The sequence below is a fragment of the Paucibacter aquatile genome (assembly GCF_002885975.1).
In the GTDB taxonomy this organism is placed as follows: Bacteria; Pseudomonadota; Gammaproteobacteria; order Burkholderiales; family Burkholderiaceae_C; genus Paucibacter_A; species Paucibacter_A aquatilis.
In genome coordinates this window covers 119,530-145,504 of sequence record NZ_POSP01000001.1, presented here as the reverse complement: position 1 = coordinate 145,504, position 25,975 = coordinate 119,530, and the positions used below count along the sequence as shown (strand labels likewise).

At 68.3% G+C, this 25,975-nt stretch carries 23 protein-coding genes and 1 riboswitch; of the genes, 15 read left to right on the top strand and 8 right to left on the bottom strand.

Annotated elements, in window-relative coordinates:
- The first annotated feature begins 128 nt into the window (after positions 1 to 128).
- The gene (locus C1O66_RS00715) at positions 129 to 1,067 is read left to right on the top strand and encodes a LysR family transcriptional regulator (RefSeq protein ID WP_102766094.1); all 939 of its coding nucleotides are present in this window, start codon (positions 129 to 131) and stop codon (positions 1,065 to 1,067) included.
- Here C1O66_RS00715 and C1O66_RS00710 read toward each other — a convergent pair whose 3' ends face one another.
- The 3 genes from C1O66_RS00710 to C1O66_RS00700 all read right to left on the bottom strand — a co-directional run bounded on the left by C1O66_RS00710 (position 1,068) and on the right by C1O66_RS00700 (position 3,609).
- Complete coding sequence (locus C1O66_RS00710) at positions 1,068 to 2,114, bottom strand: SGNH/GDSL hydrolase family protein (RefSeq protein WP_102766093.1); 1,047 nt, start codon at positions 2,112 to 2,114, stop codon at positions 1,068 to 1,070.
- Positions 2,115 to 2,279: 165 nt separating this feature from the next.
- A complete protein-coding gene (locus tag C1O66_RS00705) occupies positions 2,280 to 2,618 on the bottom strand; it encodes an ArsR/SmtB family transcription factor (protein WP_102766092.1) in 339 nt (112 codons plus the stop codon).
- Positions 2,619 to 2,760: 142 nt separating this feature from the next.
- Positions 2,761 to 3,609: an energy transducer TonB gene (locus tag C1O66_RS00700; RefSeq protein WP_102766091.1), complete on the bottom strand. Its 849-nt coding sequence runs from the start codon at positions 3,607 to 3,609 to the stop codon at positions 2,761 to 2,763.
- A gap of 138 nt (positions 3,610 to 3,747) precedes the next feature.
- A riboswitch (TPP riboswitch) is annotated at positions 3,748 to 3,874 on the top strand.
- A 260-nt stretch (positions 3,875 to 4,134) separates the two neighbouring features.
- On the opposite strand from C1O66_RS00700, the gene thiC reads away from it, so the two are divergent.
- The 6 genes from thiC to C1O66_RS00670 are packed head-to-tail and all read left to right on the top strand — an operon-like array spanning position 4,135 to position 10,694.
- Complete coding sequence (gene thiC / locus C1O66_RS00695) at positions 4,135 to 6,021, top strand: phosphomethylpyrimidine synthase ThiC (RefSeq protein ID WP_102766090.1); 1,887 nt, start codon at positions 4,135 to 4,137, stop codon at positions 6,019 to 6,021.
- Position 6,022: 1 nt separating this feature from the next.
- Positions 6,023 to 7,102, top strand: a complete 1,080-nt coding sequence (locus C1O66_RS00690) for an FAD-dependent oxidoreductase (protein ID WP_102766089.1) — start codon at positions 6,023 to 6,025, stop codon at positions 7,100 to 7,102.
- The gene (gene thiS, locus C1O66_RS00685) at positions 7,099 to 7,314 is read left to right on the top strand and encodes a sulfur carrier protein ThiS (protein ID WP_243392653.1); all 216 of its coding nucleotides are present in this window, start codon (positions 7,099 to 7,101) and stop codon (positions 7,312 to 7,314) included. Before C1O66_RS00690 ends, thiS begins: the two co-directional genes overlap by 4 nt.
- 24 nt (positions 7,315 to 7,338) lie before the next feature.
- Positions 7,339 to 8,148 (top strand): thiazole synthase, encoded by an 810-nt coding sequence (locus C1O66_RS00680; RefSeq protein ID WP_102766088.1) that lies wholly within the window; start codon positions 7,339 to 7,341, stop codon positions 8,146 to 8,148.
- Positions 8,145 to 9,788 (top strand): PfkB family carbohydrate kinase, encoded by a 1,644-nt coding sequence (locus tag C1O66_RS00675; RefSeq protein ID WP_102766087.1) that lies wholly within the window; start codon positions 8,145 to 8,147, stop codon positions 9,786 to 9,788. The genes C1O66_RS00680 and C1O66_RS00675 overlap by 4 nt, the downstream gene beginning before the upstream one ends.
- Positions 9,789 to 9,815: 27 nt before the next feature.
- Positions 9,816 to 10,694 carry an ion transporter gene (locus C1O66_RS00670; RefSeq protein ID WP_102766086.1) on the top strand — a complete coding sequence of 293 codons (879 nt, stop codon included), beginning with the start codon at positions 9,816 to 9,818 and terminating at the stop codon, positions 10,692 to 10,694.
- A gap of 129 nt (positions 10,695 to 10,823) precedes the next feature.
- On the opposite strand, the gene C1O66_RS00665 is transcribed toward C1O66_RS00670, so the two are convergent.
- Entirely contained in the window at positions 10,824 to 11,726 is a 903-nt protein-coding gene (locus C1O66_RS00665; RefSeq protein WP_102766085.1) for a LysR family transcriptional regulator, read from the bottom strand.
- 132 nt (positions 11,727 to 11,858) lie between these two features.
- Here C1O66_RS00665 and C1O66_RS00660 point away from each other — a divergent pair, with 132 nt between their 5' ends.
- On the top strand, positions 11,859 to 12,398 hold the full coding sequence (locus C1O66_RS00660; protein ID WP_102766084.1) for a DUF1579 domain-containing protein: 540 nt from the start codon (positions 11,859 to 11,861) through the stop codon (positions 12,396 to 12,398).
- Positions 12,389 to 12,748 carry an NIPSNAP family protein gene (locus C1O66_RS00655; RefSeq protein ID WP_102766083.1) on the top strand — a complete coding sequence of 120 codons (360 nt, stop codon included), beginning with the start codon at positions 12,389 to 12,391 and terminating at the stop codon, positions 12,746 to 12,748. Before C1O66_RS00660 ends, C1O66_RS00655 begins: the two co-directional genes overlap by 10 nt.
- Positions 12,749 to 12,912: 164 nt before the next feature.
- On the opposite strand, the gene C1O66_RS00650 is transcribed toward C1O66_RS00655, so the two are convergent.
- Together C1O66_RS00650 and C1O66_RS00645 are read right to left on the bottom strand one after the other, a co-directional pair.
- A complete protein-coding gene (locus C1O66_RS00650; protein ID WP_243392652.1) occupies positions 12,913 to 15,246 on the bottom strand; it encodes an ATP-dependent DNA helicase in 2,334 nt (777 codons plus the stop codon).
- Positions 15,243 to 16,040, bottom strand: coding sequence for a hypothetical protein (locus C1O66_RS00645; protein ID WP_102766082.1), 798 nt, complete (start codon positions 16,038 to 16,040; stop codon positions 15,243 to 15,245). The genes C1O66_RS00650 and C1O66_RS00645 overlap by 4 nt, the downstream gene beginning before the upstream one ends.
- 354 nt (positions 16,041 to 16,394) lie before the next feature.
- On the opposite strand from C1O66_RS00645, the gene C1O66_RS00640 reads away from it, so the two are divergent.
- The 3 genes from C1O66_RS00640 to C1O66_RS00630 all read left to right on the top strand — a co-directional run bounded on the left by C1O66_RS00640 (position 16,395) and on the right by C1O66_RS00630 (position 18,612).
- Complete coding sequence (locus tag C1O66_RS00640; RefSeq protein WP_165794406.1) at positions 16,395 to 16,994, top strand: TlpA family protein disulfide reductase; 600 nt, start codon at positions 16,395 to 16,397, stop codon at positions 16,992 to 16,994.
- Positions 16,995 to 17,025: 31 nt separating this feature from the next.
- On the top strand, positions 17,026 to 17,520 hold the full coding sequence (locus C1O66_RS00635) for an ASCH domain-containing protein (RefSeq protein ID WP_102766080.1): 495 nt from the start codon (positions 17,026 to 17,028) through the stop codon (positions 17,518 to 17,520).
- A 111-nt stretch (positions 17,521 to 17,631) separates the two neighbouring features.
- Positions 17,632 to 18,612, top strand: coding sequence for a hypothetical protein (locus C1O66_RS00630; RefSeq protein ID WP_102766079.1), 981 nt, complete (start codon positions 17,632 to 17,634; stop codon positions 18,610 to 18,612).
- A gap of 15 nt (positions 18,613 to 18,627) precedes the next feature.
- Here C1O66_RS00630 and C1O66_RS00625 read toward each other — a convergent pair whose 3' ends face one another.
- Together C1O66_RS00625 and C1O66_RS00620 are read right to left on the bottom strand one after the other, a co-directional pair.
- Positions 18,628 to 19,893, bottom strand: a complete 1,266-nt coding sequence (locus tag C1O66_RS00625) for a sensor histidine kinase (protein ID WP_102766078.1) — start codon at positions 19,891 to 19,893, stop codon at positions 18,628 to 18,630.
- On the bottom strand, positions 19,883 to 21,220 hold the full coding sequence (locus C1O66_RS00620) for a sigma-54-dependent transcriptional regulator (protein WP_102766077.1): 1,338 nt from the start codon (positions 21,218 to 21,220) through the stop codon (positions 19,883 to 19,885). The genes C1O66_RS00625 and C1O66_RS00620 overlap by 11 nt, the downstream gene beginning before the upstream one ends.
- Before the next feature lie 160 nt (positions 21,221 to 21,380).
- Between C1O66_RS00620 and C1O66_RS00615 the strand changes: the two genes are divergently transcribed.
- The 3 genes from C1O66_RS00615 (at position 21,381) to C1O66_RS00605 (ending at position 25,971) form a co-directional block, all read left to right on the top strand.
- On the top strand, positions 21,381 to 22,670 hold the full coding sequence (locus tag C1O66_RS00615; RefSeq protein ID WP_102766076.1) for an efflux RND transporter periplasmic adaptor subunit: 1,290 nt from the start codon (positions 21,381 to 21,383) through the stop codon (positions 22,668 to 22,670).
- A 58-nt stretch (positions 22,671 to 22,728) separates the two neighbouring features.
- Positions 22,729 to 23,406, top strand: a complete 678-nt coding sequence (locus C1O66_RS00610; protein WP_102766075.1) for an ABC transporter ATP-binding protein — start codon at positions 22,729 to 22,731, stop codon at positions 23,404 to 23,406.
- Positions 23,407 to 23,565: 159 nt separating this feature from the next.
- A complete protein-coding gene (locus tag C1O66_RS00605; protein ID WP_102766074.1) occupies positions 23,566 to 25,971 on the top strand; it encodes an FtsX-like permease family protein in 2,406 nt (801 codons plus the stop codon).
- Positions 25,972 to 25,975: the final 4 nt, after the last annotated feature.

Genomic DNA, 25,975 nt, shown 5'->3' with positions numbered 1-25,975 from the left:
TGGCCGGTTGCGCTGCACCCCGTGGTGAAGCGATGGGCTCACTGTATTGAGAACACCCGAGCGACAGAAGTCATCAATCTGGATAAGATTGTTCCACCAAAGCATCAATCCAAAGAGATCCTCCACCCATGAGCCCCGACGCCGACGATCTGCTGCTGTTTGCCCGTGTGATGGACAGCGGCAGCTTCAGCCGCGCGGCCGAGCGGGTGCAGCTGCCCAAATCCAGCGTGTCCCGGCGCATCGCCGCGCTGGAACAGCGCCTGGGCGAAAAGCTGCTGCAGCGCAGCACCCGGCGCCTGGCGCTGACCGAGTTCGGCGCCGGCGTGCTGGAGCATGCGCGCGCGCTGAGCGCCGAGGTCGATGGCGCCCTGGCCCTGGCCTCGCAGCGCCAGCTGCGGCCCAGCGGCCGGCTGCGCGTGTCCATGCCGGCCGATCTGGCCCACCATGCCTTTGGTGACATGCTGGCGGACTTCACCCTGCGCTACCCCGACATCACGCTGATGCTGGACCTGTCGCCGCGGCGCGTGGACCTGATCGCCGAGGGCTTTGATCTGGCCGTGCGCATCGGCGAGCTGCCGGCCGACAGCCAGCTGGCCGCACGACGCCTGGCCGTGTTCAGCAACGGGCTCTATGCCTCACCGAGCTATCTGAAGGCCCATGGCGAACCACGACAACCCGAAGACTTGCTCGACCAGCATGGCCTGATGATCCTGAACCGCGCGGGTGAGGCCCCGCCCTGGCGCCTGCAACGCTTTCGCCCCGACGGCAGCGAAGAAAGCTGGAGCGGCACGCCCGCCCGGCGCAGCCTGGTCAACGCGCCCGACATGCTGCTGCGCCTGGCCTGCGCCGGCGTGGGCATCACGGCCGTGGGCAACCATTTCGCCGGCCCTTGGCTGGCCAGCGGGCAGTTGCAGCACGTGCTGCCGGACTGGCAGCTGCCGGACGTCACCTGCTGGGCGGTCTTCCCCGAGCGGCGGCTGATGCCGCTGCGCACCCGGGTGTTTCTCGAAGCACTGGCCGCACGCATGGCGCAATGCCCGGGCCAAGCGCCCGACCCGCGCCGCTGATCAAGCGCCGGCCGCCTCCATGCGCCGCCGCCGGCTCGCAAGGGTCAACACGCCAGCCATGCCCGCCAAGAGCAGCGCCGCCGATGCCGGCTCGGGCACGGCCGCCGCATACACCTGATCGGCAATCAGCTGGTGGCCGAAGGCCGTGGGGTGCTGACCGTCGTAGAACAAGGCGGTGGCCGGATCGCAGCCGTTGTGTGCAGCGCCACAGGCATGGCTGACATTGCTGAGGCCATACGCCGAAGGCTGGGCCACCACCCGACCCAAGGTGCCGAAAAGATCAAACACCTGCACGCCGGCCTCCCCGGTGAGCCGCTGGGCCAGGGAAAGATTCATGGCGTTCGCGGCCCAGGAACCGAGTGCGGCCACCGGCGCGCCATAGCTCTGTGCACGCGGTGTGAGACCGAAGTCGGCCACATTGAGCACCAGGATGTGCTGTGCTCCGGCCGCTTGCAAGGTGTCGACCATGGCGCCGATGTCCTCGGCAAAGCTGCGCGCAGCGGCATCCACAATTGCGGCGGCGGCAGCCGGATTCATGGCTGCCGCCTCCATGGTTTGGCTCACATTGACGGCGCCGCCCGACAGCACAAACAAGGATTGCGCGGGCGCGGTACTGCCACTCAGGGGCAGCGTGGCCAGATACTGGTCCAGCTGTGTGCGCATGCTGAAAGGGAAACCAGGGATGGGCGTCCCCGAGCCGTCCTGCCCGGAGGCCCCGCCGCCGTAAGCAAAGTTGCTGCCGCCCAGCTGCGAGGCCTGGGCGCTGAGGCCCAGCCGATCGGCGAAGCGCTCGGCCCAGACCGGCCCATTGCTGTAACGACCCGAGGCAAAGGGGCGGGACGCGAAATAAGCATCCCCGCTGATCACCTGCCCTGGGTCCGCCCCGACCAGACGGGCATTGTTGCCGCTGTCGGCCAGGCTGTCACCGAACACGACCAGGCTGGCATACGAACTGGAGGGCGCCGTCTGCGCCGCCAGCGGCCCACAGGCCCAGACCATCAGGCTGGCGGCCAAAGGTTTCAGGACCCAGCTGTTTCGCTTGCTCATACCGCTTCTCCCTCAAAAGGGCCCATCACGACGCCCCGGCTTCGAAGCGCAATCGTTCACGGGCCCGACAAAAGAAAGCGAGGTTCCGTCAAAGCGCAGGCCGCGTCAACGCCGCAAGCCCGTGAAACCACCTGCAAACGAGTGCCGTTTTTGTAACGGGATATGTCAGCGGTTCTGAACAAAGGCCGCGTTGATCTTGGCGGCACGCGCATTGCTCTGGGCAATGCTGCCGCAGACCAGATCGCAGAGCTGATAGACCGCCGGATCGGCGATGCGGTAGTAAGCACTGGTACCGCGGCTCTCTCGCTCCACCAGACCTTGCTGCTGCAGCAGGCTCAGGTGGCGCGAGATGTTGGCGATGCTGAAGCCACACAACTCGGCCAACTCACCCACCTTGCGCTCCTGCTGCCGCAGCAGATTGAGGATCTGCAAGCGCGTGGGCTCAGACAAGGCCTGGAAATAGGCCGCAACCTGGGTCAATGCGGCAAGTGGCAGGTCTTCCATGATCGGGTGGGTCGCCAAAAGGCTGAGGAAGTACCGATTTTACGCGCCGCCGGGTCGATCAAGCGCTACATGGCTATTTTCGCAATCAAACAAACACCGCCCCCCCCTCCAGCAACCAGCGCCAGCGCAACGGCGAACCGGATCACTCCAGGCGGAACACCAACTCCACCGTCGCCTCACGAGCCTTGGCAATGGGTTCGAAACGCCATTGGTTGACAGCTTCCAGCGCGGCGGGGCTGAGCCGACGATGGGTGGTTTGGATCGCTTCGGCACGGCCCACCGTGCCATCCGGGTTGACGGTGAAACGCACCTGCACCGAGCCCGAGCGCAGGGTCGATTGCAGCTGCCGAGGGAACTCGGGCTCGACCATCTTGATGGCCTTGAGCGGGGTTTCAAGTGGCGGCGCCGGGGGTTCGGCGAAGGCGGGCGAGGCGGAGGCCGGCGGTGCAGCCAGGGTCTCGGGCAGAGTCGGCGGAACCGACGCGGCGCTCAAACTGGCGGCAGCCAGGCGGGTGGGCTCCGGGGCCGGTTCATTGAGCTGTGACGGGGCTGCCGCGGTCTGCGTGGCGGCGCCACGCTCGGGCACGATATCGGTCACGGTTTCGGTGATGCCTTTGCGGTCGGCCGGCGTGCCCGCGCGTTTGGCCGATGCCACATCGCTTCCACCATTGCGCTCAGGCGTGCGATTGCTGGCGGCTTTGGCCGCCACCGGCGCCGGTGCTGCGGCCGCCCCCTGACCCGGCAAGATGATGGTCGGCTTGGCGCCCGGCTTGTCGGCATGCAGGCGGATCCATTGGAAGACCTTGTCGGCATCGCGCTGCGCGCGCTCGGCCGGGGTCATTTCCGCCTTGTTGCTGGTGCTGCTTTTGCCGGCATCGGCCTTGCCGGCTTCACTGCCTTGGGCTTGTGCCAGAGGGCTGGTGCTCAATGTCGTGGCCAGGGTTACGGCCACACCCACCAGACTCAAGGCCCGGCGCTTGCTTCGACACATGCTGTGCTCCTTGAAATTGTGTTGGGGGGTCAGCGAAACCGCTGGTCGCGGCAGGCGGGAGTTTAGGGAAGGCCCAGGGCCTCCCTTGCTCGGGTTTGCCCGCAGTCCAGAGAGCCCAACCTAATGTGGATATACTGCGGACACGCTCCGGGGGGCCCTGTTGTGCAGTCGTTCACGATGCACCGGGCTGAGATGTGGTGGAAGCCACGGACCCGCTGAACTTGATCCGGTTGATACCGGCGTAAGAAGAGCCCGACCCCCGCCTGGGGTGCGGGCCCTGGACATGCATCGCACCAGGGCCAGCCGCAGTGAACGCGAACGAGACCACGCCTCAAAGGTGGCCCCCGATCCGCCCTCACCGCCGCTGCGACACCCTGGCCCGACGCCCGTCCTGGGCTCCCTCCATCCCAGTGCCGTTGAAGCGAAAGCGCCAACGCTGCCGGTCGCGCCCGCCCTTGTGCCAGGCCTCCGCCGTTTCGATGCCAGCCCTCGCAGCCCCACCAGCACAGCGAGGAATGCATCCCCATGAACAGCATCACCGACCCCGGCCTGCAAACAGCCAGCGCCAGCGACAGCCTCAACACCAGCCTGGAGCTGACCCGCACGCCCCTGCCCGGCTCCAGCAAGATCTATCTCGCCGGCCAGCAACACCCCGAGCTGCGCGTGCCCATGCGCGCCATCGCACTCACGAATGGCGAGACGGTCACGGTCTACGACGCCTCCGGCCCCTACACCGATGCCAACGCCACGATCGATGTGAAGCAAGGCCTGCCCACGCCCCGCGCCGCCTGGGTCGAGGCGCGCCAAGACACCGAGCCCTACGCCGGCCGCGCCATCCAGCTGATGGACGACGGCCTGCGTGAAAGCGCACAGCAAGAGGCCTTGCTGGCCCTGAGCGCCGGCCTGCGCCGCACGCCACGCCGCGCCAAGACTGGCTTCAATGTCACCCAGCTGCACTACGCCCGCCGCGGCATCGTCACGCCCGAGATGGAGTACATCGCCATCCGCGAGAACCAGCGCCATGAATGGATGCGCGAGTACGAGGCCGATGCCGAGCGCGAAGCCCGCCTGGCCGGCACGCCCATGGGTGCGGCCATCCCGCGCATCATCACGCCCGAGTTCGTGCGCGAAGAGGTGGCGCGAGGCCGCGCCATCATCCCGGCCAATATCAACCACACGGAACTGGAGCCGATGATCATCGGCCGCAACTTCCTGGTGAAGGTCAACGCCAATATCGGCAACTCGGCCGTCACCTCTTCCATCGAAGAGGAAGTGGAAAAGCTGGTCTGGAGCACCCGCTGGGGCGCCGACACGGTGATGGACCTCTCCACCGGCCGCAACATCCACACCACGCGCGACTGGATCATCCGCAACAGCCCCGTGCCCATCGGCACCGTGCCCATCTACCAGGCGCTGGAGAAGGTCGGCGGCGTGGCCGAAGACCTGAGCTGGGCGCTGTTCCGCGACACCTTGATCGAGCAAGCGGAGCAAGGCGTGGACTACTTCACCATCCACGCCGGCGTGCGCCTGCCCTTCATCCCGATGACGGTCAAGCGCCGCACCGGCATCGTCTCGCGCGGCGGCTCCATCCTGGCCAAGTGGTGCATCGCCCACCACCAGGAGAACTTCCTCTACACGCACTTCGAAGAGATCTGCGAGATCATGAAGGCCTACGACGTCAGCTTCTCGCTGGGCGACGGCCTGCGCCCCGGCAGCTTGTCAGACGCCAACGATGAGGCCCAGTTTGCCGAGCTGCGCACGCTCGGTGAGCTGACCAAGGTCGCCTGGAAGCACGATGTGCAGACCATGATCGAAGGCCCCGGCCATGTGCCCATGCACATGATCCAGGCCAATATGACCGAACAGCTCAAGCACTGCGACGAAGCGCCCTTCTACACGCTGGGCCCGCTGACCACCGACATCGCCCCCGGCTACGACCACATCACCAGCGGCATCGGCGCGGCCATGATCGGCTGGTTCGGCTGCGCCATGCTCTGCTACGTCACGCCCAAGGAACACCTGGGCCTGCCCAACCGAGACGACGTGAAAGCCGGCCTGATGGCCTACAAGATCGCCGCTCACGCCGCCGACATCGCCAAGGGCCACCCAGGCGCCCGCGCCCGCGATGACGCGCTGTCCAAGGCCCGCTTCGAGTTCCGCTGGCAAGACCAGTTCAACCTCGGCCTGGACCCCGAAACCGCACGCGATTTCCACGACGAAACCCTGCCCAAGGACAGCGCCAAGGTCGCCCACTTCTGTTCCATGTGCGGCCCCAAGTTCTGCTCGATGAAGATCACGCAGGACGTGCGCGAGTACTCAGCCCAATTGGAAGCCGAGGCCGGCATGGCGGCCAAGAGCGCCGAGTTCAAGGCCCAGGGCAGTGAGATCTACATCCCCATCCAGCCCGTCTGAGATGGGCCTGCAAATCGCCATCGCGGGCGCCGGCCTGGCCGGGCGCCTGTTCGCCTGGGCGCTGAGCCGCGCCGGCCACGCCGTGCAGGTCTTCGAGGCCGGCCCCGGCCCCGAGCCGCGCTTCGACGGCCAGGGCGCCGCCGCCTTCACCGCCGCCGGCATGCTCAGCCCCCTGGCCGAGCTGGACCGGGCCGAGGCCGAGGTGGCGGCGCTGGGTTGGCGCTCGCTGCAGCTCTGGCCGCAGGTCTGCGAGGCGCTGGGGGTCAGGTCTTGCCTGCAAACCCAGGGCAGCCTGCTGCTCGCGCACCGCCAGGACCTGGGTGCGGCCGAGCGGGTGCTGGCTCGCCTGGGCGAGCACCCCGAACTCGGCCGGGCTCAGTCCTTGAGCGAGGCCGAGCTGCAGGACCTGGAGCCCAGCCTCCTGCGTGGCCCGCGCGCCTGGCTGCTGCCGGGCGAGGGCTTGATCCATCCACCTGGACTGATGGCTGCGCTGCAAGATCAATCCCCTGACGTGCGCTGGCACTGGCAATCGCCCGTGGATGCTTTGCATGCCGGCGAACTTCAGCTGAGCAGCGGAGCACGCGTCGCCGCGGACTGGGCCATCGACTGCCGCGGCCTGGGCGCCCGGCCACAGGTCGCGGGCCTGCGTGGCGTGCGCGGCGAGGTCGTGCATCTGAGCCTCAGCGGTCACGGCCTGCAGCGACCGCTGCGCTTGCTGCATCCGCGCCACCGCATCTACCTCGTGCCGCGCACGCCGGACAGCCTGGTGCTGGGCGCCAGCGAGATCGAAAGCGAGGACCGCTCGCCGGTCAGCCTGCAAAGTGCCGTCGAGCTGATGGCCGCCGCCCACAGCGTCCTGCCCGCGCTGGCCGAGGCGCGCATCACACGGCTCGATGTCAATCTGCGCCCCGCCCTGCCCGACCACCGCCCGCTGAGCCTGGCCGAGCCCGGACTGCTGCGCCTGAACGGCCTCTACCGCCACGGCTGGTTGCTGGCCCCCGCCCTGGTTCAGCAGCTCCTGCTGCATTGCGGCCTGGCCTCGCTCGCGGCCCACAAAGAATCTTGCACCGCCCCGACATGAACGCCACCCACATCACCATCCGCCTCGACGAGCAAGACCTGAGCCTGCCTGCCGGCCACACCGTGGCCGATCTGCTGGCCCAGCTGCAGCGCCCGCCCGAGAGTGTGGGCACGGCCTTGAACGGCCAGTTCCTGCGCCGCGAAGCGCGGGCCAGCACCACGCTGCAAGCCGGCGATCAAGTGCTGCTGTTTCAACCCATCGTCGGCGGTTGAACCCGATTGCCATACCCCTCCGCCATGAGCACCCACACCGATCTCTTTCAACTCCCCGGCGCGGCACTGAGCAGCCGCTTTCTGCTCGGCAGCGCCGGCTACCCGGACCCGCAGACCCTGGCGCGCGCGATTGCCGCCTCGGGCACCCAGGTTCTAACGGTCGGCCTCAAGCGCACGCTGCAGGCGGGCGACAACGGCTTTGTCGCCGGCGCCCTGCAAGCGGCACAAGCCCAGGGCGCGCGCCTGCTGCCCAACACCGCCGGTTGCCGCAGCGCGCGCGAGGCCATCAACCTGGCGCAGATGGCGCGTGAGCTCTACGGCACGCGCTGGATCAAGCTGGAAGTGATCGGCGACGAGCACACCCTGCAGCCGGATCCGTTCGAGCTGCTCAGCGCCGCCCAGACCCTGGTGCGCGAAGGCTTCGAGGTCTTCCCCTACTGCACCGAAGACCTGGTGCTGTGCCGCCGCCTGCTCGATGCCGGCTGCCCCTTGCTCATGCCCTGGGGCGCGCCGATCGGCTCGGGCCAAGGCCTGAACAACATCGCCGGCCTGCGCAGCCTGCGCCAGCGCCTGCCGGACACCACCTTGATCATCGACGCCGGCGTCGGCGCGCCCTCGCATGCCGCCCAGGCACTGGAGCTGGGCTTCGATGCCGTACTGCTCAACTCCGCGGTCTCGCAGGCGCGCGACCCGGTGGCCATGGCGGGCGCGTTCAAGGCCGCCATCGAGGCCGGCCGCGCCGCCTACCGCGCCGGGCTGATGGCCACCCAGGACTTCGCCGTGCCCTCGACCCCGGTCAGCGGCCATGCCTTTCTGCTCGGGAGCGCGCCATGAGCGAAACCGCAACCGCAACCGCGAGGCTCTACCCTCACCCCAGCCTGCCCTCGACCTGGGCGGACGAGCCGCCTCTTGCCGACTGGCTGCAAGACCCGGCGCCGCCGGTGATCTGGAGCCTGGCCGGCCACGACAGCGGCGGCGGCGCGGGCCTGTCGGCCGACACGCGCGCGGCGGCAGCCTTTGGCGTGCATCTCTGCCCGCTGCTGGCCGCCGTGACGGCGCAGAACTCGCAAGGCGTGGCGGCCGTCTACCCGCTGCCCGCCGACCAGGTCTGCGCCCAGTTGCAGGCCCTGGCGCAAGACCTGAGCCCGCGAGTGATCAAGACCGGCTTGCTGGCTTCGGTCACGGCCGTGCAGGCTTTGTGCGACGTCATCGACGCCTTGCGGCGCAATCAGACCGTGCTGCTGGTCATCGACCCGGTGCTGGGCGCCACGGCCGGCGGCGCAGCGTTTTGCGACGAGGCCTTGCTGCAAGCCTACCGCGCGCAACTGCTACCGCGCTGCGACCTGCTGACCCCCAACCGCCGCGAGGCCGAGCGCCTGCTGGGCCTGCCGCCTGGCAGCCCCACCAGCCCGCCAGCCCTGGCCGCAGCCCTGCGCGAGCTGGGCCCGCGCGCGGTCTGCATCACCGGCGGTGACGACGCCTCCGCCCCGGCCCAGCGCGAGCTGGCTCTGGACTGGATCGATGTGCAGGCACCAGACCACCAAGCCCAGGGCTGGCTGGCCCTGCCCCGCCTGCCCAGCCGCCACCACCATGGCACCGGCTGCAGCTTTGCCAGCTCAGCCGCCGCAGCCTTGGCGCGAGGCTTCCCGCTGGCAGATGCCCTGGTGCTGGCCAAGATGGCGACCTGGAGCGCCCTGCGCGACGGGCACGCCGCAGGTGCAGGCGCCGGGCCAGTGCGTGCCACACCCGACTTCATTGCCGACCCCAGGGCCATGCCGGTGCTGAGCTTCGGCGCCGAGCCGCTCAATGCCGGCACCGTGCAACGTTGGCGTCAGGTACTGCTGACAGCTCCGGTCGCGCAAGCGCACGAGATGGGGCTTTACGCCATCACCGAGAACCCGCAGCGCCTGACCGCGCTGGCCGAGGCCGGCTATACGCAGCTGCAGCTGCGCATCAAGTCACGGCCGGGCTTGAGCGAAGCGGCGCTGCGTCAGGCGATCGCCTCTGCCGTGCAGGCGGCAGCCAACCACCCACGCGCCACCCTGTGGATCAACGACCACTGGCAGCTGGCCCTGCAAGCCGGTGCCCGCGCCCTGCACCTGGGCCAGGAAGACTGGTCGGCCTTGGCAGCCGACCAGCGCCAGCAGATCCTGGACAGCGGCGTGCATCTGGGCATCTCCAGCCACAGCCTCTGGGAGCTGGCCCGGGCGCGCAGCCTGGCGCCGCACTACATCGCCTGCGGCCCGGTCTGGGCCACGGTCACCAAAGACATGCCCTGGCGACCGCAAGGCCTGGACAACCTGACCTGGTGGGTGCACATGGCCGGCCGGCCTGTGGTGGCGATTGGCGGCATCACCGAGGCGGAGCGTGCGACGGCCGCACGCCGGGCCGGTGCGTCGTCCGCCTGCCTGGTGAGAGCGCTCGAGCAGGCGGATGCCGCGCACTGGCAAGCGGCCTGGGAAGCGGGGCTCTGACGATCTAGCGGCGGCACAATCGCCGGCATGACCTCGCCCTCCAGCTCCTCCGCCAAGACACCCGAGTTCGGCCGCCCCCTGCAAGGCTGGCGCCTGCGCTGCTACACCATCATCTTTGAGGCCGACACTCGCGCCGGCCGGCTCTTTGACCTGGGCCTGATCGCCATGGTGCTGCTGAGCCTGTTGACCGTGATGCTGGACAGCGTGGCCAGCATTCACAACGAGCATGGCCGCTGGCTGACCGGGCTGGAGATCTTCTTTACCGCCGTCTTCACGGTCGAGTACCTGCTGCGCCTGGCCTGCGTGCGCCAGCCGCTGCGCTATGCGCTGAGCTTCTACGGCATCGTCGATCTGCTGGCCGTGCTGCCCACCTATCTGGCCTTCTTCGTGCCGGAGCTCTACGCCCTGGTCGATGTGCGGGTGCTGCGCCTGCTGCGGGTGTTCCGTATCCTCAAGCTCAATGCCTATGTGGCCGAGTACGCCAGCCTGGCCCTGGCTCTGCGGGCCAGCTCGCGCAAGATCTCGGTCTTCATCACCGCGGTGCTGATGATCGTGCTGGTGATGGGCACGGTGATGTATGTGGTCGAGGGCCCGATCAACGGCTTCAGCAGCATCCCGACCTCCGTCTACTGGGCCATCACCACCATGACCACCGTGGGCTTCGGCGACATCACCCCCAAGACCGATCTGGGCCGGGCGATAGCCTCGCTGATGATGCTTCTGGGCTGGGGCGTGCTGGCCGTGCCCACCGGCATCGTGACAGCCGAAATGAGCGCACAACGCCTGGCCAGCGCACCCAAGGCCACCACGCGCAGCTGCCATGTCTGCCTCAGCGAGGGGCACCAGGCCGACTCCAAGTTCTGCCGGCATTGCGGGGCGACTCTGCCGGCGTATCAACGCGACTGAAAGGCCGGCAGGCCCTGGCCATGCGAGGCTGACGCGGCGATGTTGGCGGCAGCAGCGCCTATCGATCACGGGCCTCGTTGAGCAATAACAGGCTTCCGCTCTGAGGCGCGCACATTTTCTGCATCGCGCTCAAGGCAATGCCGCCCGCCCCTCAAACAGTTCGACCATAGGGCGTGTGCCCTCGAACACCGCATCAAAGAGCTGTTTGATACGGGGCACATGCCGCAGATCCACGCGGGTGAGCAGCCACAGATCGCTGCGCCAGGCTTTGGGCGGGGTCGCGATCACGCGGCAGATGCCGGGCTCCAGATCGCCGAGATAGCAGGGCAGGACAGCCAGGCCCGCGCCGGCTTTGACCAGGTTCAAGACATTGACGTGGCTGTTGGTGCGCAACATGGCCTTGGCGTCCAGGCCTTGCTGATGCAGCCATTTGGATGAGTCCAGATGCGCGAAGGTTTCGTCACCCGCGACCCAGGGAAAATCGGCCAGATTGCTGGGGCTTGCGCCACCGATCTTGCGCGATCGGTACACCGTGGACTCGATGCGGCACAGACGCCGTGCCACCAGCGGGTCGGCCGGCCGGCCGCCCGCGCGAATCGCCACATCAGCCTCGCCCTTCAAGATGTCTTGTTGCACCGTCGAGGTGTTGATCAAGAGCTGCACGCCGGCTTGGCGCTGGTAGGCGCTGAGCATGGGGGCCAGGGCGGCATGCATGAGGGTGTCGGTGGTGGTCAGCCTCACCACCCCTCCCGGCCAGGCCGCACGCCTGCCGAGTTGCCGAGTGGCAGAGGCCAGCCCGGTCTCCATCTCAGCGGCCACCTTCATGAGTTCCTGCCCCGCGTCTGTCAGCGCATAGCCAGCCCGGCTGCGCACAAACAAGCGCACGCCCAGTTCAGCTTCCAGGGAACCCAGGCGTCGAAACACGGTGGCATGGCTGACCTGCAGCGTTTCGGCGGCCGCGGTCAGGGAGCCCGCACGGCCAATGTGCAGGAAGACGCGCAAGTCATCCCAGGAAGCGGGGCTTTGAGTCATGGCGATGTATCACGGCGAGGGCGTTGATGGCTTGCAATTTTGACAGCGTGGCTTGCATGAACAAACGATCACAAGGTCGGCCGGCCAATTAGGCTTCGGACTTCACCCCCCAGACCCCGTGAGCACACAGGCATGGCACATCCAAGCACCAGCATCCCAGTTCCCCCCAGCATCGGCGCCGCCGCTGACTTCGACTTCTTCGTCGGCTCCTGGCAGATACAGCACCGCCGGCTCAAGGAGCGGCTGACGGGCTGCCAGGAATGGGAGCAGTTCGAGGGCAGCTCAAGCATGCAGACGCTGCTCGGGGGCCATGCCAATATCGATGACAACCTGATCCACCTGCCCGATGGCGACTACCGGGCCTTGACGCTTCGCAGCTTCAATGCAGCGACGGGCTTGTGGTCGATTTGGTGGCTGGATGGGCGCCATCCCGATCGGCTCGATGTGCCCGTTGTGGGTAGTTTCAAGGATGGCAAAGGCTACTTTTACGCCGACGACACGCTCAGAGGCCAAGCCATCCGCGTTCGCTTCCTGTGGACCCAGTGCTCTGAACTGGGCCAGCCGCGTTGGGAGCAGGCGTTTTCCGCCGACGGTGGTGTCAGCTGGGAAGTCAACTGGGTGATGGACTTCCGCCCGGCCGAGTCCCTCGCAGGGGAACCCGCATGCCCGTGATCGAAATTCGCGGCTACCAGCTGGTGCCTGGCAGTCGAGATCGCTTCCATCGGCTGATCAGCCAACACAGCTTGCCTCTGATGCTGGACTGGGGCTTCGACGTCGTCGACTTGGGCCCCTCGCTGCATGACGCAGACAGCTATTTCCTCATGCGCGCTTTCCGCGACATGGCCGCCCTTGAGGCCGAGCAGACTGCGTTCTATGCAAGCCCCGCCTGGCGCCAGGGACCACGCGAGGCCATCGTGAGCCTGATCGCGTCAGACAGCAATGTGGTGCTTGAGATGAGCCCCGACCGCATCGAGGCCTTGCGCAATCGGGCCATCGCCCCGGCTTCGCAAGCCCGACCCTGACGCGCCAATCACGCTGACCGGCATTCAAGGACTCCCCGTCGAGAAAGAGGCCTTGCGGCTGTGATTCGCTGCGCTTGCCGTCGAACCTGGATTTGTGAACGGCTTCATGTCCTGCCGTGAATGCAGGGCGTGAGCCGCAGCCCCTATCGCGGCACGGCTCTGGTTCAGCCCTCCACCCGCCACCAGCTCGGCAACAAAGCCCGCACCTCGCGCCGCGCAAAGCGGTCGTCCAGCAAATGGATCACGCCGCGGTCTTCGGTGGTGCGGATCACACGGCCGGCGGCCTGCACCACTTTCTGCAGGCCCGGGTAGAGGTAGGTGTAGTCATAACCCGCGCCCTTGAGCTGCTCCAGCCGGGCGCGAAACTGCTCGTTGACGGGGTTGACCTGGGGCAGGCCCAGGGTGGCGATGAAGGCGCCGATCAGGCGCGCGCCGGGCAGATCCACGCCTTCCGAGAAGGAGCCTCCCAGCACCACGAAACCAATACCCTGACTCTCGGGCGTGAAGCGCTGCAAAAAGGCCTGCTGATCCGCCTCGCTCATGCGCCGCGCCTGCGGCCAGAGCGGCACGCCGGGATGCTCGCGGGCGAACAGCTCGGCCGCCTGCTGCAGGTAGTCGTGGCTGCTGAAAAAGGCAAGGTAGTTGCCGGGCCGGGCCTGGAACTGTGCGCCGATCTGGGCGACCAGGGCGGCCAGGGAACGCTGACGGTCGGCGTACCGGGTGGAGATCTGGCGCGCCACTTTGATCTCCAGCTGCGCCGCCTCAAACGGCGATTCCACCTCCAGATAGGCCCAGTTCTCGGGCAGGCCCAGCAGGTCGGCGTAAAAGCCGGCCGGCTGCACCGTGGCCGAGAACAAGGTGGCCGTGTGGGCCGCCAGCAAGCGTGGCCGCAAAAAGGGCGCGGGCACGATGTTGCGGATGGCCAGGGTGGTGTGCAGCTTGGCCTGGCTCTTGGCAAAGCCGGGGGCATTGCTGTTGCGCAGGGTCAGGTCACACAGCGAGTGGGCATCGAGTTGCTCGGCCAGGCGGGCAAAGGCCAGGGCCTCGAAGAAGAAGTTCTGCAGCGCCGGCTCCAGTGGCTTGGCCGAGCCCGCCTGTTGTTGCTCGCTGATGGCCGCGGTGGCTTGCTGCAAGGCCTGCATCCAGGCCTCGGGCAACTCCTTCAAGACTTGATAGGGCTGGACCGCCTCTTCGCCGGCCGTGCTTTTGCTGAGCTTGGTCCAGGCCCGCTGCAGGCGATCGAGCGGCGCTTTCAGCGAGGGCGGCGCCACCAGCTTGGCGCCACGCAAGCTGTCCTGCTCCAGCTCGGCCGAGTACATCTTGCGGCCACGCTCGAGCAGGTTGTGCGCCTCGTCGGCCAGCAGGCCCACGCGCCAGCCGTTCTGCTGGCTCAGGCCATGCAGGAGCGCACTGCTGTCGAAGAAGTAGTTGTAGTCGCCGACCACCACATCGGCCCAACGCACCAGCTCCTGGCTCAGGTAGTAGGGGCAAACCTCAAAGGCCAGGGCCAGAGCGCGCACAGCGGCGCGCTCGAGAGGCAAACCGCTTTGAACGGCCGCGGCGCGGGCCTGCGGCAGGCGGTCGTAAAAGCCCTGGGCCAGCGGGCAGCTCTCGCCGTGGCAGGCCTTGTCGGGATGCTCGCAGGCCTTGTCACGGGCCACCAGCTCCAGCACCCGCAGGCTGCCCGGCGGGGTCTTGAGCTTCTCCACGCCTTCCAATGCCAGCTGGCGACCGGAGCTCTTGGCCGTCAGGAAAAACAGCTTGTCCAGCTTCTGGCCCGGCATGGCCTTGAGCATGGGAAAGATGGTGCCCACCGTCTTGCCGATGCCGGTGGGCGCCTGAGCCAGCAGCACCCGGCCCGAGACCGCGGCCTTGTAGACACCCTCGGCCAAGGCACGTTGCCCGCGGCGAAAGTCGGCATGGGGAAAAGCCAGGGCCAGCAGGGCTGCATCGCGCGCCTCGCGGTGCGCCTGCTCCTGCTGCGCCCAAGCGACATAACGCCCGCATTGTTCGGCAAAGAATGCCTGCAGATCAGCGGCGCTGTGGGTCTCCGCAAACACGGTTTCGCTCTGCGCCAAGACGTCGAAGTACACCAGGGCCAGCTCGACCCGCGCCAGGCCTTCCTGCTGACACAGCAGGGCGCCGTAGACCTTGAGCTGGGCCCAGTGCAGGGCGCGGTGGTTGGCGGGCTGGGCGTCCAGGCTGCCTTTGTGGGTCTTGATTTCCTCCAGGCGCTGGCGGCCGGCATCCCAGCCATCGGCGCGGCCGCGCACCCGCAAACGTGCACCACACTCCGGTTCAACAAACACGCCACTGAGGCTCAGCTCGGTCTGGTAGCCGCTGCCGCGCCGGCCGGCCACCAGGGCATGGCCGGCCATGCCCTCCAGCGCGGTGGGTGCCGGCGTGAAGCGCAGGTCCAGATCGCCGGCCTTGGCGCTGAACTCGCACAGGGCGCGGACGGCGACGACCAGCTCGGCAGCTGCGGCAGTCTCGCTCACGCCGGGCTGCCCGGGTCGCCGGGCAGATCCGCCTCGGGCTGCATCCCCGGCTCACCCAGATGGGCTTGCGGGCTCTCGCCCTCCAGCCGATCGGGCGTGGCCTTGGCCAGCGCCATCCAGACGGCAAAAGGCAGCTCGCAGGGCTGGTAGCGTGCCGGGCGCAGCAGTTCCAGCCGACCGGTCTCGACCTCGCCGTGCAGCACCCAAACGCCGAATTCAGGCGGCAACTCCTCGGGCTCGGCCACCCCCGCCGGGAACACGTAGTAGCAGGCGCTGCACAGCCATTGGTAGGACTCGCGCTTGGCCGCATGGCGCAGATCGGACTGCAGATCGGCCCGGCTGGCCTTGATCTCGTGCACCACGGGCTGCAGATAAGCCGCCACCGAGGTGTTGCGCACCGAAAAAAGATCGGGGCGGGCCATGCGCCAGGGCTGCTTGGGCGCGGCCTCGCGGGGCGCATCAAGCAAGTCCTCGCCAAACAGCGGCGTGGAAGAAGCCCTGAGCGGTGATGAAGCTTCGGCCTGAACCTGGGCCCGCAGCGACAACTCGCGCCAGACGATGCGGCCGTCCTGGCGCATCAGCTGTTCACTCATGCGGCAGGCGAGGCGGTCATGCAGGCTCAGCGCCCGCTGGCCACGCTGGCGCGAGGCGGCCAGGGCAGCAATGCCGGCGGGCGTCAGCTGCAGGGTTTCGTGGCCGCCGGGCGGGCAACGCAACTCCACCCAACCACCGGCCAGCAGGTCGATCTCCAGCGGATCGCGGTAGGGCCAGCCACCCGAGCGCCAGACCTTCATCAAGCGGCTGAGCTGGGGGCGGCTGAGCGCCGGGGGGGCGCTCGCGGCAGTCGCGGCAGTCGCGGCAGTCGCGGCAGTCGATGCAGGCGGCGCGGGCAAAGGGGCATCAGAGGGAATCACTGGATAAGTTTACAGTGATGCTCGGGTGATATTACCCACCCCCAAAATCGCAGTTGAATTCCGCGCCTCAACTGAGCATCCTGAGCTCACCCCTCCACCCCAGGACACTCAGCGATGCCACTGACGTCATCCCTCAAGACCCGTCTCCCCCTGTCTTCGGCCGCCTCCTGTTCTTCTGCCTCCTGCTGCACAGCGCTTTGCGCTTCTCCCCCTCGCCACTTGCGCGCTTGCCTGATGCTCCCCGCATGGATCGCGCTGGCCAGCCTGCACTCCAGCGCTTTCAGCCAGACGCCCCCGACCGCCGGTGTGGTGCCCCCAAGCAAACCCGCCGCCACCCTGCATGCCAAGGCCAGCAGCACTGCCAGCAACACCATCGCCAACGACCCGGCCCAGCTCTTGATGAACAGCCCCACTGGCGCCGGCCTGCCCAGCAACTGGCAGCTGCAGGCCAGCAAGCTCAGTGGCGAAGCCTTTGCGCCCAGCGAGCTGAAAGGCCGCGTGGCCGTGGTCTTTTACTGGTCCACCGCCTGCGCGGTCTGTCGCGACACCCTGGCCGAGCTGCGCGCCAACCTGGAAGGCTGGCGCAAGAAGCCGGTGTCCGTGGTGCAGGTCAATGTCGACAAGCAGGCCGAGGACTGGCGCAGCTATGAGCAGATCCGCAACGTCATGCACAAGCCGCCACCGGGCCTGCTGTCTCTGCGCCTGGACGCCGGGCCCGCGCCTGCCCGCCTGCCCTTGACCCTGGTCGTGGACGCGCAGAACCGCGTGGTGCGCCGCTACGAGGGCCGCGTCGCCCCCGAGGCCTGGAACGATGTGGCCGATCTGCTGCCTTGAGCGGCGCCCTCGACACGCCCCCTCAAGGACGATGAATCCACGCATCCCGGCTCCTCTGCAGGAGTTCTGGCAAGCCTACGCCGCGCAACGGGGCGGCCAGGACCCGCTCGACGACGAGCGCTTTTACGAGGTCTGCCAGTTCGGGGACACACCCGAGCTGATCGATGAACTCGCGCAGCTGGTGCTGGCCGGCCGCAAGCGTGCGACCGCCGGCGCCGTCTGGTTCTACGAGGCCTCGGGCCTGGGCTTGCCTCGGCCGGGCCTGCTCAGCATCGTCACCGATTCGCAAGACCGCGCCCTGTGCATCATCGAAACCACCCAGGTGGACCTGACGCCTTTTGACCAGGTCACAGCCGAGTTCGCCGCCACCGAGGGCGAAGGCGATGGATCTCTGGCGTTCTGGCGGCGCGCACACCGCGAGTACTTCACGCGCGAATGCGAGCGCGCCGGGCGGGTGTTCAGCGAAGACCTCCTGATCGCCTGCGAGCGCTTTCGCGTGGTGTGGCCCTTGAGGTTCGCGGGCTGAGGCTCTCGGACTGAGGATCGGGACAAACCCGGGGCAAGCTTCTGCGATCCGGCTGGAGCCACATAATCTCCAGAACCCACGCCCCCCCTGCCTCGCAGAACGCCTGCCACCATGATCATTCCCGACCACTGGGCCGAAGCCCGTCGCACACAAACAAGGAGAGGCCATGCCGTCACCGTGAGGCGTTTCGGCTGGTCCAACCTCAGCCCCGAGGATGCGCAGGCCATGGCCGAGGCCCGGGTCGAGGAGGCTTTGCGGCGCCGCATGGCCGGCGAGGCCTTGACGGCGCGTGAGCTGAAGATGCCCTACAACGGCAGCGAGGGCGTGCCCATTCGCGAAGAGGTGGTGGCACGGCAGGGCGAACTGGTCGTGACTCGCAATGCCTACGGCGCGCGCTGCCTGAACACCGAACATGCCCTGTTCGCCGACATCGATTTCAAGATTGAAGTCCGTCTCTGGCAGGGCTTGCTCGGCTGGGCGCTGCTGTGCCTGGGGTCGGGGCTGCTGGCCTGGCTGTTTCGCAGTTCTGGCACCTTTGTCCTGCTTCTCTTCCTGTCCCTGCTGCTGGCGGCGCCCGCGACTCAGCAGGTCCGGCGCCTGTGGCTGGCCGTGCGCGGGGGGCCGCTGCAAGTCCAGCGTCGGCGCATCCAGGCCTTTCTGGCCGAACACCCCAACTGGAGTCTGCGCCTCTACCAGACACCGGCCGGACTGCGCCTGCTGGCCACGCACGAGACCATGGCAGCACGTTCCGACCTCAGCCGAGCCTTCTTCCAGGCCGTCGGCGCCGACGAGAACTATGTGCGCATGTGTTTGAACCAGAACTGCTTTCGCGCACGCTTGAGCGGCAAGCCCTGGCGCATGGGTCTCACCGGCCGCATCCGCCCGCGCTCCGGCACCTGGCCGGTGTCACCGGAGCAGATGCCGGCGCGCCAGGACTGGATCGCGCGCTACGAACGCCAGGCCGCCAGCTACGCCTCCTGCCGCTATCTCGAAACCCTGGGCAGTGGCTTCATCCACCCCGAGCTGCAGGCCGTGGTGGCGCTGCATGACGAGGAGTCGCGGGCCCTGCGCCAGGACTTGCCCCTGGCCTGAGCCACCTGCGCGCCTCTAAAAGCTCAGCACAAAGCAGGCCCCACCCGTCACCGGCTTGACGTAGCGCACCGTGCCGCCCATGCCATGGATCAGCTTGCGCACCAGGGCCAGGCCGATGCCGTGGCTGCCATCCTCGCGCGCCTGAGTCGCGCTGCGGGTGCTGAAGAAAGGCAGGAAGATGTCGTTCTCCAGACCCGCCGGCACGCCGGGGCCGTTGTCGCGCACCTCCAGGGCCAGGCGGCCGCCGCGCACCAGACGGGCACGCACCTGCAGGCGCGGCTGCGGCACACCGGCCGTGGCCTGGGCGGCGTTCTTGATCAGGTTGAGCAAGGCCTGCTCCAGCTGACCCGGGTCGGCGCGCAGGCTCAAGCTCTCGGGCTCGACCGTGAAGCTGGCCTCGCCGCCACGGGCGCGCCAGTCGGCGGCCACCAGCTGCTCCAAACGCGCAAACAGCTCGGACAGCTGCAGCACCTCGGCTTGGGGCGCCGGCAGCTCGCTGATGCTGCGGTAATGACCGACGAAGGCCGCGAGCGAGGCGGCGCGGCGGGCGATGGTGTCCAGGGCCAGGTTGAGGTCGGGCCCGGCCTCGGGGTCACCCAGCATCTCGCGCGCACTGCGCGAGAGCGAGGCAATCGGCGTGAGCGAGTTCATGATCTCATGCGTCAGCACATGGACCAGCTGGCGCCAGGCCTTGAGGGTTTCGGCCTCCAGCTCGGACTCCAGAGGCAGCAAGGCCAGCAACCGCGCCTCAACACCGCCCAGGCTCAGGCGGTTGCCGGCCAGCAGCCAGCGCTCCTGGCCGCGCTCGGTGGCGACGCTGAGCAGCTCGCGTCCGGCCTCGCCGCGGGCCTCGCGCAGCTGCGCCAGCAGGGCCTCGCGCTCCAGCGCCCCGCCGGGCGCCAGCAGGCGGCGCGCGCGCACATTGAGCGCCGTCACCTGCTCGCCGCTGATGCGCAGCAAGGCCACCGGCACATGCTCCAGCTCGCCCTCCAGCAAGCTCAGCTTCTGCTGCAGATCGGCCTGCAGCGCCGGGTTGCCCTGCGGCTGATCGAGGGCGGGTGCGGGCAGCTGCAAACGCCCCAAAGCCAGCCAGCCCCAGCGCGCCACGGCCAACTGGGCCAGCACAATCAGCACCTGCCAGCGCGGCGAGCCTTGCTGCCAGACCAGGCCGGCCGCACCCAGCGCCAGCAGCAGGGCGGCGAGCAGCACCTGGCCCCGCAGCTGCTGGCTGCGTCGCAGCTGAAGCTGTGCCGGCGACAGCGGCGGGTGCTCAGAGCCCATGCTTTTCCATGCGTCGGTAGAGCGCTGCGCGGCTCAGGCCCAGCAGGCGCGCGGCCTGGCTGATATTGCCCTCGGCCTGGCGCAGGGCTTGGTCCAGGGCCTCGCGCTCACGCTCGTGCAGGCTCAGGCTCGGACCGGCGCTCGAAGTCGCCGCAGTCGCAGCCGCTGGGGCTTGAATGGTGGCGGCATTCAAGCCAAAGTCTGCCGCCTCCAGCTGCGTGCCCTGCCCCAGGATCACGGCCCGCTCGCAGGCGTGGCGCAGAGCCCGCACATTGCCCGGCCAGTCGTTCGCCTGCAGAGCCTGCCAGGCGGCGGCACTGCAGTCGCGCAGCGGCTTGCCGTACTGCTGGGCATAGGCGGCCAGGTAGTGGCGGGCGAGCAGCGGAATGTCTTCGCGGCGCTCGCGCAGCGGCGGCACGCGCAGCACGATGGTGTTGAGGCGGTAGAGCAGATCGGGGCGGAAGCGCAGCGGGTCGAACAGCGCCGCCTCGTCGAGATTGGTGGCGCTGACGATGCGCACATCGACCGGCAGCGCCCGATCGGCGCCCAGCGGCGTCACCTCGCGGCGCTCCAGCACGGTCAGCAGCTTGGCCTGGCCGGCCAGGGGCAGATTGGCCACCTCGTCGAGAAAGAGCGTGCCGCCGGCCGCGGCCTGAAAACGGCCGGGCCGCTCCTGGCGCGCATCGGTGAAGCTGCCGCGCTTGTGACCGAAGAGCTCACTCTCCAGCGTGGTCTCGGACAGGGCGCCCAGGTCCACGGCGAGAAAGATCTCGCCGACGCGTTTGCTCCCGGCATGGATCTCGCGCGCCACCAGCTCCTTGCCCGAGCCCATCTCGCCCAGCACCAGCACATTGGCCTCGGTCGGCGCCACGCTCTGGATCAGAGCGCGCAGCTCGCGCATGGCCGGCGCCTCGCCGAGCAGGGCCGAGGGCTGGCCCACCCCGCCCTGCGGCGCGCGTCGGGCCAGGGCTGCGGCCACGGTGGCGCAGAGCTTGGCGTTGTCCCAGGGCTTGGTGACGAAATCGAAAGCGCCCGCCTTGAGCGCGGCCACGGCCAGGTTCACCTCGGCATAGGCCGTCATCACAATCAACGGCAGCTCGGGGCTGTGGGCCAGGGCACGCTGCAAGAGCTCCAAACCCTGAGCCCCATCGGTGCGGCCGGGCAGGAAGTTCATGTCCAGCAGCAGCAGTTCCACATCGCCCGCATCCAGGGCCGGCAGCAGCGCTTCGGGCTGATGCAGCAGACGCACCGGGCCGAAGCGGCGCTGCAGCAGCAAGCGCGCCGCCAGGGCCACATCGGGGTCGTCGTCCAGTATCAAGATCGCCATGGCGCGAGGTTAGCAGCGCGCTGGGGCGCGCACCTGTCCGATTCCGGACAGCTGCTCAGGCGACACGGCGGCCGGATGTCCGCTCCCGGACAGTCGCCCCGGCAACGGCATGGGAAACAGCGGGGCTCAGCCTGGCACGCGCTTTGCAAACACAGCGGCCATGAACGCGAATTTGCATCGCCTGCCCCCCGTCACCGGCGCCGCCATGGACCGCCCCTTGCCGAAGAAGAAATACGCCCGCGCCCTGCGCTGGGCCGGTTTCAGCCTGGCTGCGTTGGCAGCGGCCTCCGCGCTCTACCTCAGCGTGCCGCGCGGCCTGGCGGTGCCCCTGGCCGAGCTGAGCATCTCGACCGTGGCCGAGGGCGAATTCCGCGACGAGCTGACCCTGCGCGCCCAGGTCGTGCCCGCCCACCAGGTGCTGCTGGATGCCACCGACGCCGGCCGCGTCGACGCGGTGCTGGTGCGCGACGGCGACATGCTCAAGGCCGGCACCCTGCTCTACCGCCTGTCCAACCCACAGCGCGAGCAGGAGGTGTTGCAGCGCTCGGCCGAGGTGGCCCAACAGCAGGCCAATCTGGCCATGCAGCGCACGGCCCTGGCCAATGCGCAGAGCATGCTGCGCCGCGACCTCAGCAGCCTGCAGCATGAGCTGACCCGGGCCGAGAACGACCTGGCCCGCCAGCAAAGCCTGGCTGCCCAGGGCTTCGTCTCCAAATCGGTGCTGGAGGATGCCCAGCTCAAGCGCGAGCAGCAGCAACGCCTGCTGGCCCAGGCGCGCGAAGACGGCGCGGCCGAGATCCGCACCCGCGAGCAGGCCGTGGCCGAGATGGAGCGCGCGGTCAAGGGCCTCAGCGAAGGCCTGGCCGTGGTGCGCCAGGCCGCCGCCGGCCTCTCCGCCCGGGCGCCGCGCGACGGCCAGCTCAGCGGCTTCAGCCTGCAGGTGGGCAGCAGCGTCAAGCCGGGCGACCGGCTCGGCCGCATCGACGACATCGCCAGCTTCAAGCTGGCCGGCAATGTCGATGAGTTCTACCTGGCGCGCGTGCAAAAAGGCCTGCAGGCCACGCTGGAGGCCGGTGGCAAGACCTGGCCCTTGACCGTCAGCCAGCGCCTGCCGCAGGTGAAGGACGGCCGCTTCGGCGTCGAGCTGGAGTTCAGCCAAGGCTTGCCGCCGGCCCTGCAGGCCGGCCAGAGCCTGGACGCACGCATCGTGCTGGGCCAGCCCAGCCGCGCCCGCCTGATCGATGACGGCGCCTTCTACGGCGACAGCGGCGGCGCTTGGGTCTATGTGCTGACCGCCGACGGCACCGCAGCCGAACGCCGCCCGGTGCGCCTGGGCCGCCGCGCGGCCGGCCGCATCGAGGTGCTGGACGGCCTGCAGCCCGGCGAGCGCGTGATCGTCTCCAAGGTGCGCGCCTACGGCGACGCGCCCCTGCTCAAGCTCAAGACCTGACCCCACCCCATGACCCCACCCCATTTGCACCGAACACTCCACGAGGAAGGAACACCCCATGATCCAACTGAAAAACCTCAGCAAGCTGCACCGCAACAGCGAGGTCGAAACCACCGCCCTGAATCAGATCAACCTGGAAATTGAAGCGGGGGAGTACCTGGCCATCACCGGCCCCTCGGGCTGCGGCAAATCGAGCCTGCTGTCCATCCTGGGCCTGCTCGACGCACCGAGCAGCGGCGAGTACTGGTTCGAGGGCCGAAACGTCACTGGCTGGAACGAGCGCCAGCTCAGCGCCCTGCGCCGCGGCCGCATCGGCTTTGTGTTCCAGAGCTTCAATCTGATCGACGACCTGAGCGTGCGCGAGAACATCGAGCTGGCCCTGGAGTACGGCGATGTGCCGCGCCGCGAACACGCCGGCCGTGTGGACGCCGCCATGCTGCGCCTGGGCATCGACCACCGCGCCAATCACCGGCCCTCGCAGCTCTCGGGCGGCCAGCAGCAGCGCGTGGCCATCGCCCGCGCCATCGTCTCGCGCCCGGCCCTGCTGCTGGCCGACGAGCCGACCGGCAACCTCGACAGCGCCCAAGGCGACGAGGTGATGCGCATCCTGCGCGAGCTCAATGAGGAAGGCACGACCCTGGTGATGGTGACGCACTCACCCGAGCACGCGGCCCAGGCCTCGCGCTGCCTGCGACTCCTTGACGGCCGCATCCTCGTCGATGCCATGGCGGCTTGAGAGCTTGTGAATTTTCTACTGCGCGACTGCCATGCGTCGTTGGTCCGGTGCTCGGAATCCTCACGTACAGGAAGTACGTTCCGGTTCCTGTGCTCCGTCCGCCTAGCCTGACAGCCGCTCGCTACAAAAATTCTCAAGCTCAGGCCAGAAAGGACTCTCATGAAACTCAAAGACCTGCGCGTCAGCTGGCGCCAGCTGCTGGCCGAACCTGCCTACTCCCTGGTGGTGGTGCTGGGCCTGGCTGTGGCCATCGCCGCCGCCTATCTGATCGCCCTGCTGCTCAACGACCGCTGGCTGCCCGACCCCAGCGTGCCGCAGCCCGACCGGGTCGTGCGCCTGGAATTCAAGGGCAACATCCCCGGTCGCAACGACGACTGGTTCAGCTCCATGCCCTTTGTCTTTCGCCATGCCTTGCTCGATGCGAAAGCACCGGTGAGCCATGTGGCACGGGTGGCGGAAAGCGACCTCGGCTTGCGCGTCGGCGAGCAGGTCAGCAAGAACCATGTCATGTTCGCTGACCCGGAACTGGTCGACATCTTCGGCCTCAAGGCCCTGAGCGGCGATGTGCGGGCGGCGCTGAGCAAGCCCGACACGGTGGCCCTCACCACCGGCGCTGCGGAGCGTCTGTTCGGCCGCAGCAGCGATGTGCTGGGCCAACGCCTGCGCATGCGCGGGCAGGAGATGACGGTCGCGGCCCTGCTGCCTCGCCAGGCCGCGAACAGCGAGCTGGAGTTCGATGTGCTGGCCAACTTCGAGTCGCCCGCCTCTGACCAAGCCCCCTGGATGCTGCGCGCCTGGTATTTCATCAACGGCAATGTCTACGCCCGCCTGGCCGATGGCGCCAGCGCGGCTCAGCTCGGCACTTTGATGCAGTCCATCTTCGACCGCAGTCCAGGCACCACCGAGGTACCGCCCGAATGGCGCGCCGGCGGTCGCAAGAGCGCTTTCGTGCGTGCCATGCCACTGACCCGCATTCCCTTCGAGGGCGGCGGCAGCCAGACCCGGCTGATGCTCTACAGCGCGCTCAGCCTCATGGCGCTGACGATGTTGGCCCTGGCCGCCATCAACTACGTCAACCTCAGCAGCGTGCGCACCCTGCGCCGCCAGCGCGAGATCGCCGTGCGCAAGAGCCTGGGCGCCAGCCCGGCGCGCCTGGGCCTGCAGTTTGTACTGGAGTCCAGCCTGGTGGCCTCGCTGGCCGGCGTCGTCGGCCTGCTGCTGGCCTGGCTGTTGGCGCCTGGCTTTGCCGACCTGCTCGATGTGCAGTTTGCAAGCAAGCTGTTCGCCCCGGCGCAGCTGATCAGCCTGGCCCTGGCTTGCCTGCTGCTGGGTGCGCTGACCGGGCTCTACCCCGCGCGCGTGGCCCTGGGCGTGCACTGCGCCCCGGCCTTGCAAGGCCGCAAGCAGAGCGAGGGCGCTGCCGGCCGCCGCCTGCGCCGCGCCATGACGGTGCTGCAATTCAGCGCGGCGCTGACCCTGTCGGGCGCGGCCGTGGTGGTGGTCTGGCAGAGCGAGTTCGTGGCCCGCCTGAACCCAGGTTTCAAGACCGAAGGTCTGTTGGCCATCGAACTACCGCCAAGTGCCAAGCGCGAAGCCAAGCTCGGCCTGTACGAAGCCCTGCGAGGGCACGCGAGCGTGCAGCGCCTGAGCATGAGTGACGACATCCCCGGCCGGAACGGCATTGGGGCCGTGGTCAGCCTGACGCGCGGTGCGACCAAGGTCTCCACCCGTCGCAGTCTGGCCGACGGCAGCTTCGTGGACACCTACGGCATCCCTCTGCTGGCAGGCAGTCTCGATGGCGTCAGCGTGCCCGAGGTTTCACCTTTTGATCCGAGCGTGCCCAAGCAAGTCTGGCCCGTGCTGATCGACGCCACGTCGGCCCAAGCCATGGGCTTTGCTTCGCCGAACGACGCGCTCGGACAGGTGATGCTGGCCGAGGATCTTGAGGTGCGGGTGCAGGCGGTGAGCGGCCCGATCCGGCAAGAATCGGCCCGCGATCTCCGCCAGCCCCAGCTCTTCATGCTGCTCAAGCATGGCCACAGCGTGCTCACGCTGGCCGGGTCCGACCTGCCTGCCCTGCGTGCAGCAGCCCAAGAAGCATGGCCTCGCTACTTTCCTGAGGATGTGCTGCTGCTGAGCAGCGTGCATGAAGAACTGGCCCAGCGCTACCGCCTGGACCGCAATATCGGCCGCCTGATCGCCGTCACCAGCCTCCTGGCGCTCTTGCTGGCCGCTTTTGGGGTCTACGCCCTCGCGGCCTACACGGTACGGCGCGCGGCGCTGGAGATCGTCATCCGCAAGCTGCACGGCGCGGGCCACCGCCACATCGCCGCGCTCTTGATCAAGGAGTTCGCGCCCCTGCTGGGCCTGGCCGCCCTGATCAGCCTGCCGCTGATCTGGTGGATCGCCCAGCAGTACCTGAGCGGCTTCATCGAGCGCGCACAGATGGGCGGCTGGCCGCTGCTGGCGGCCTTGCTGGTCACCTTGCTGATGAGCGGCCTGGCCGGCCTGCGCCATGCCCTGGCGGCCATGTCCATGCGGCCCATCCAGGCCTTGCGCGACTGAAGCG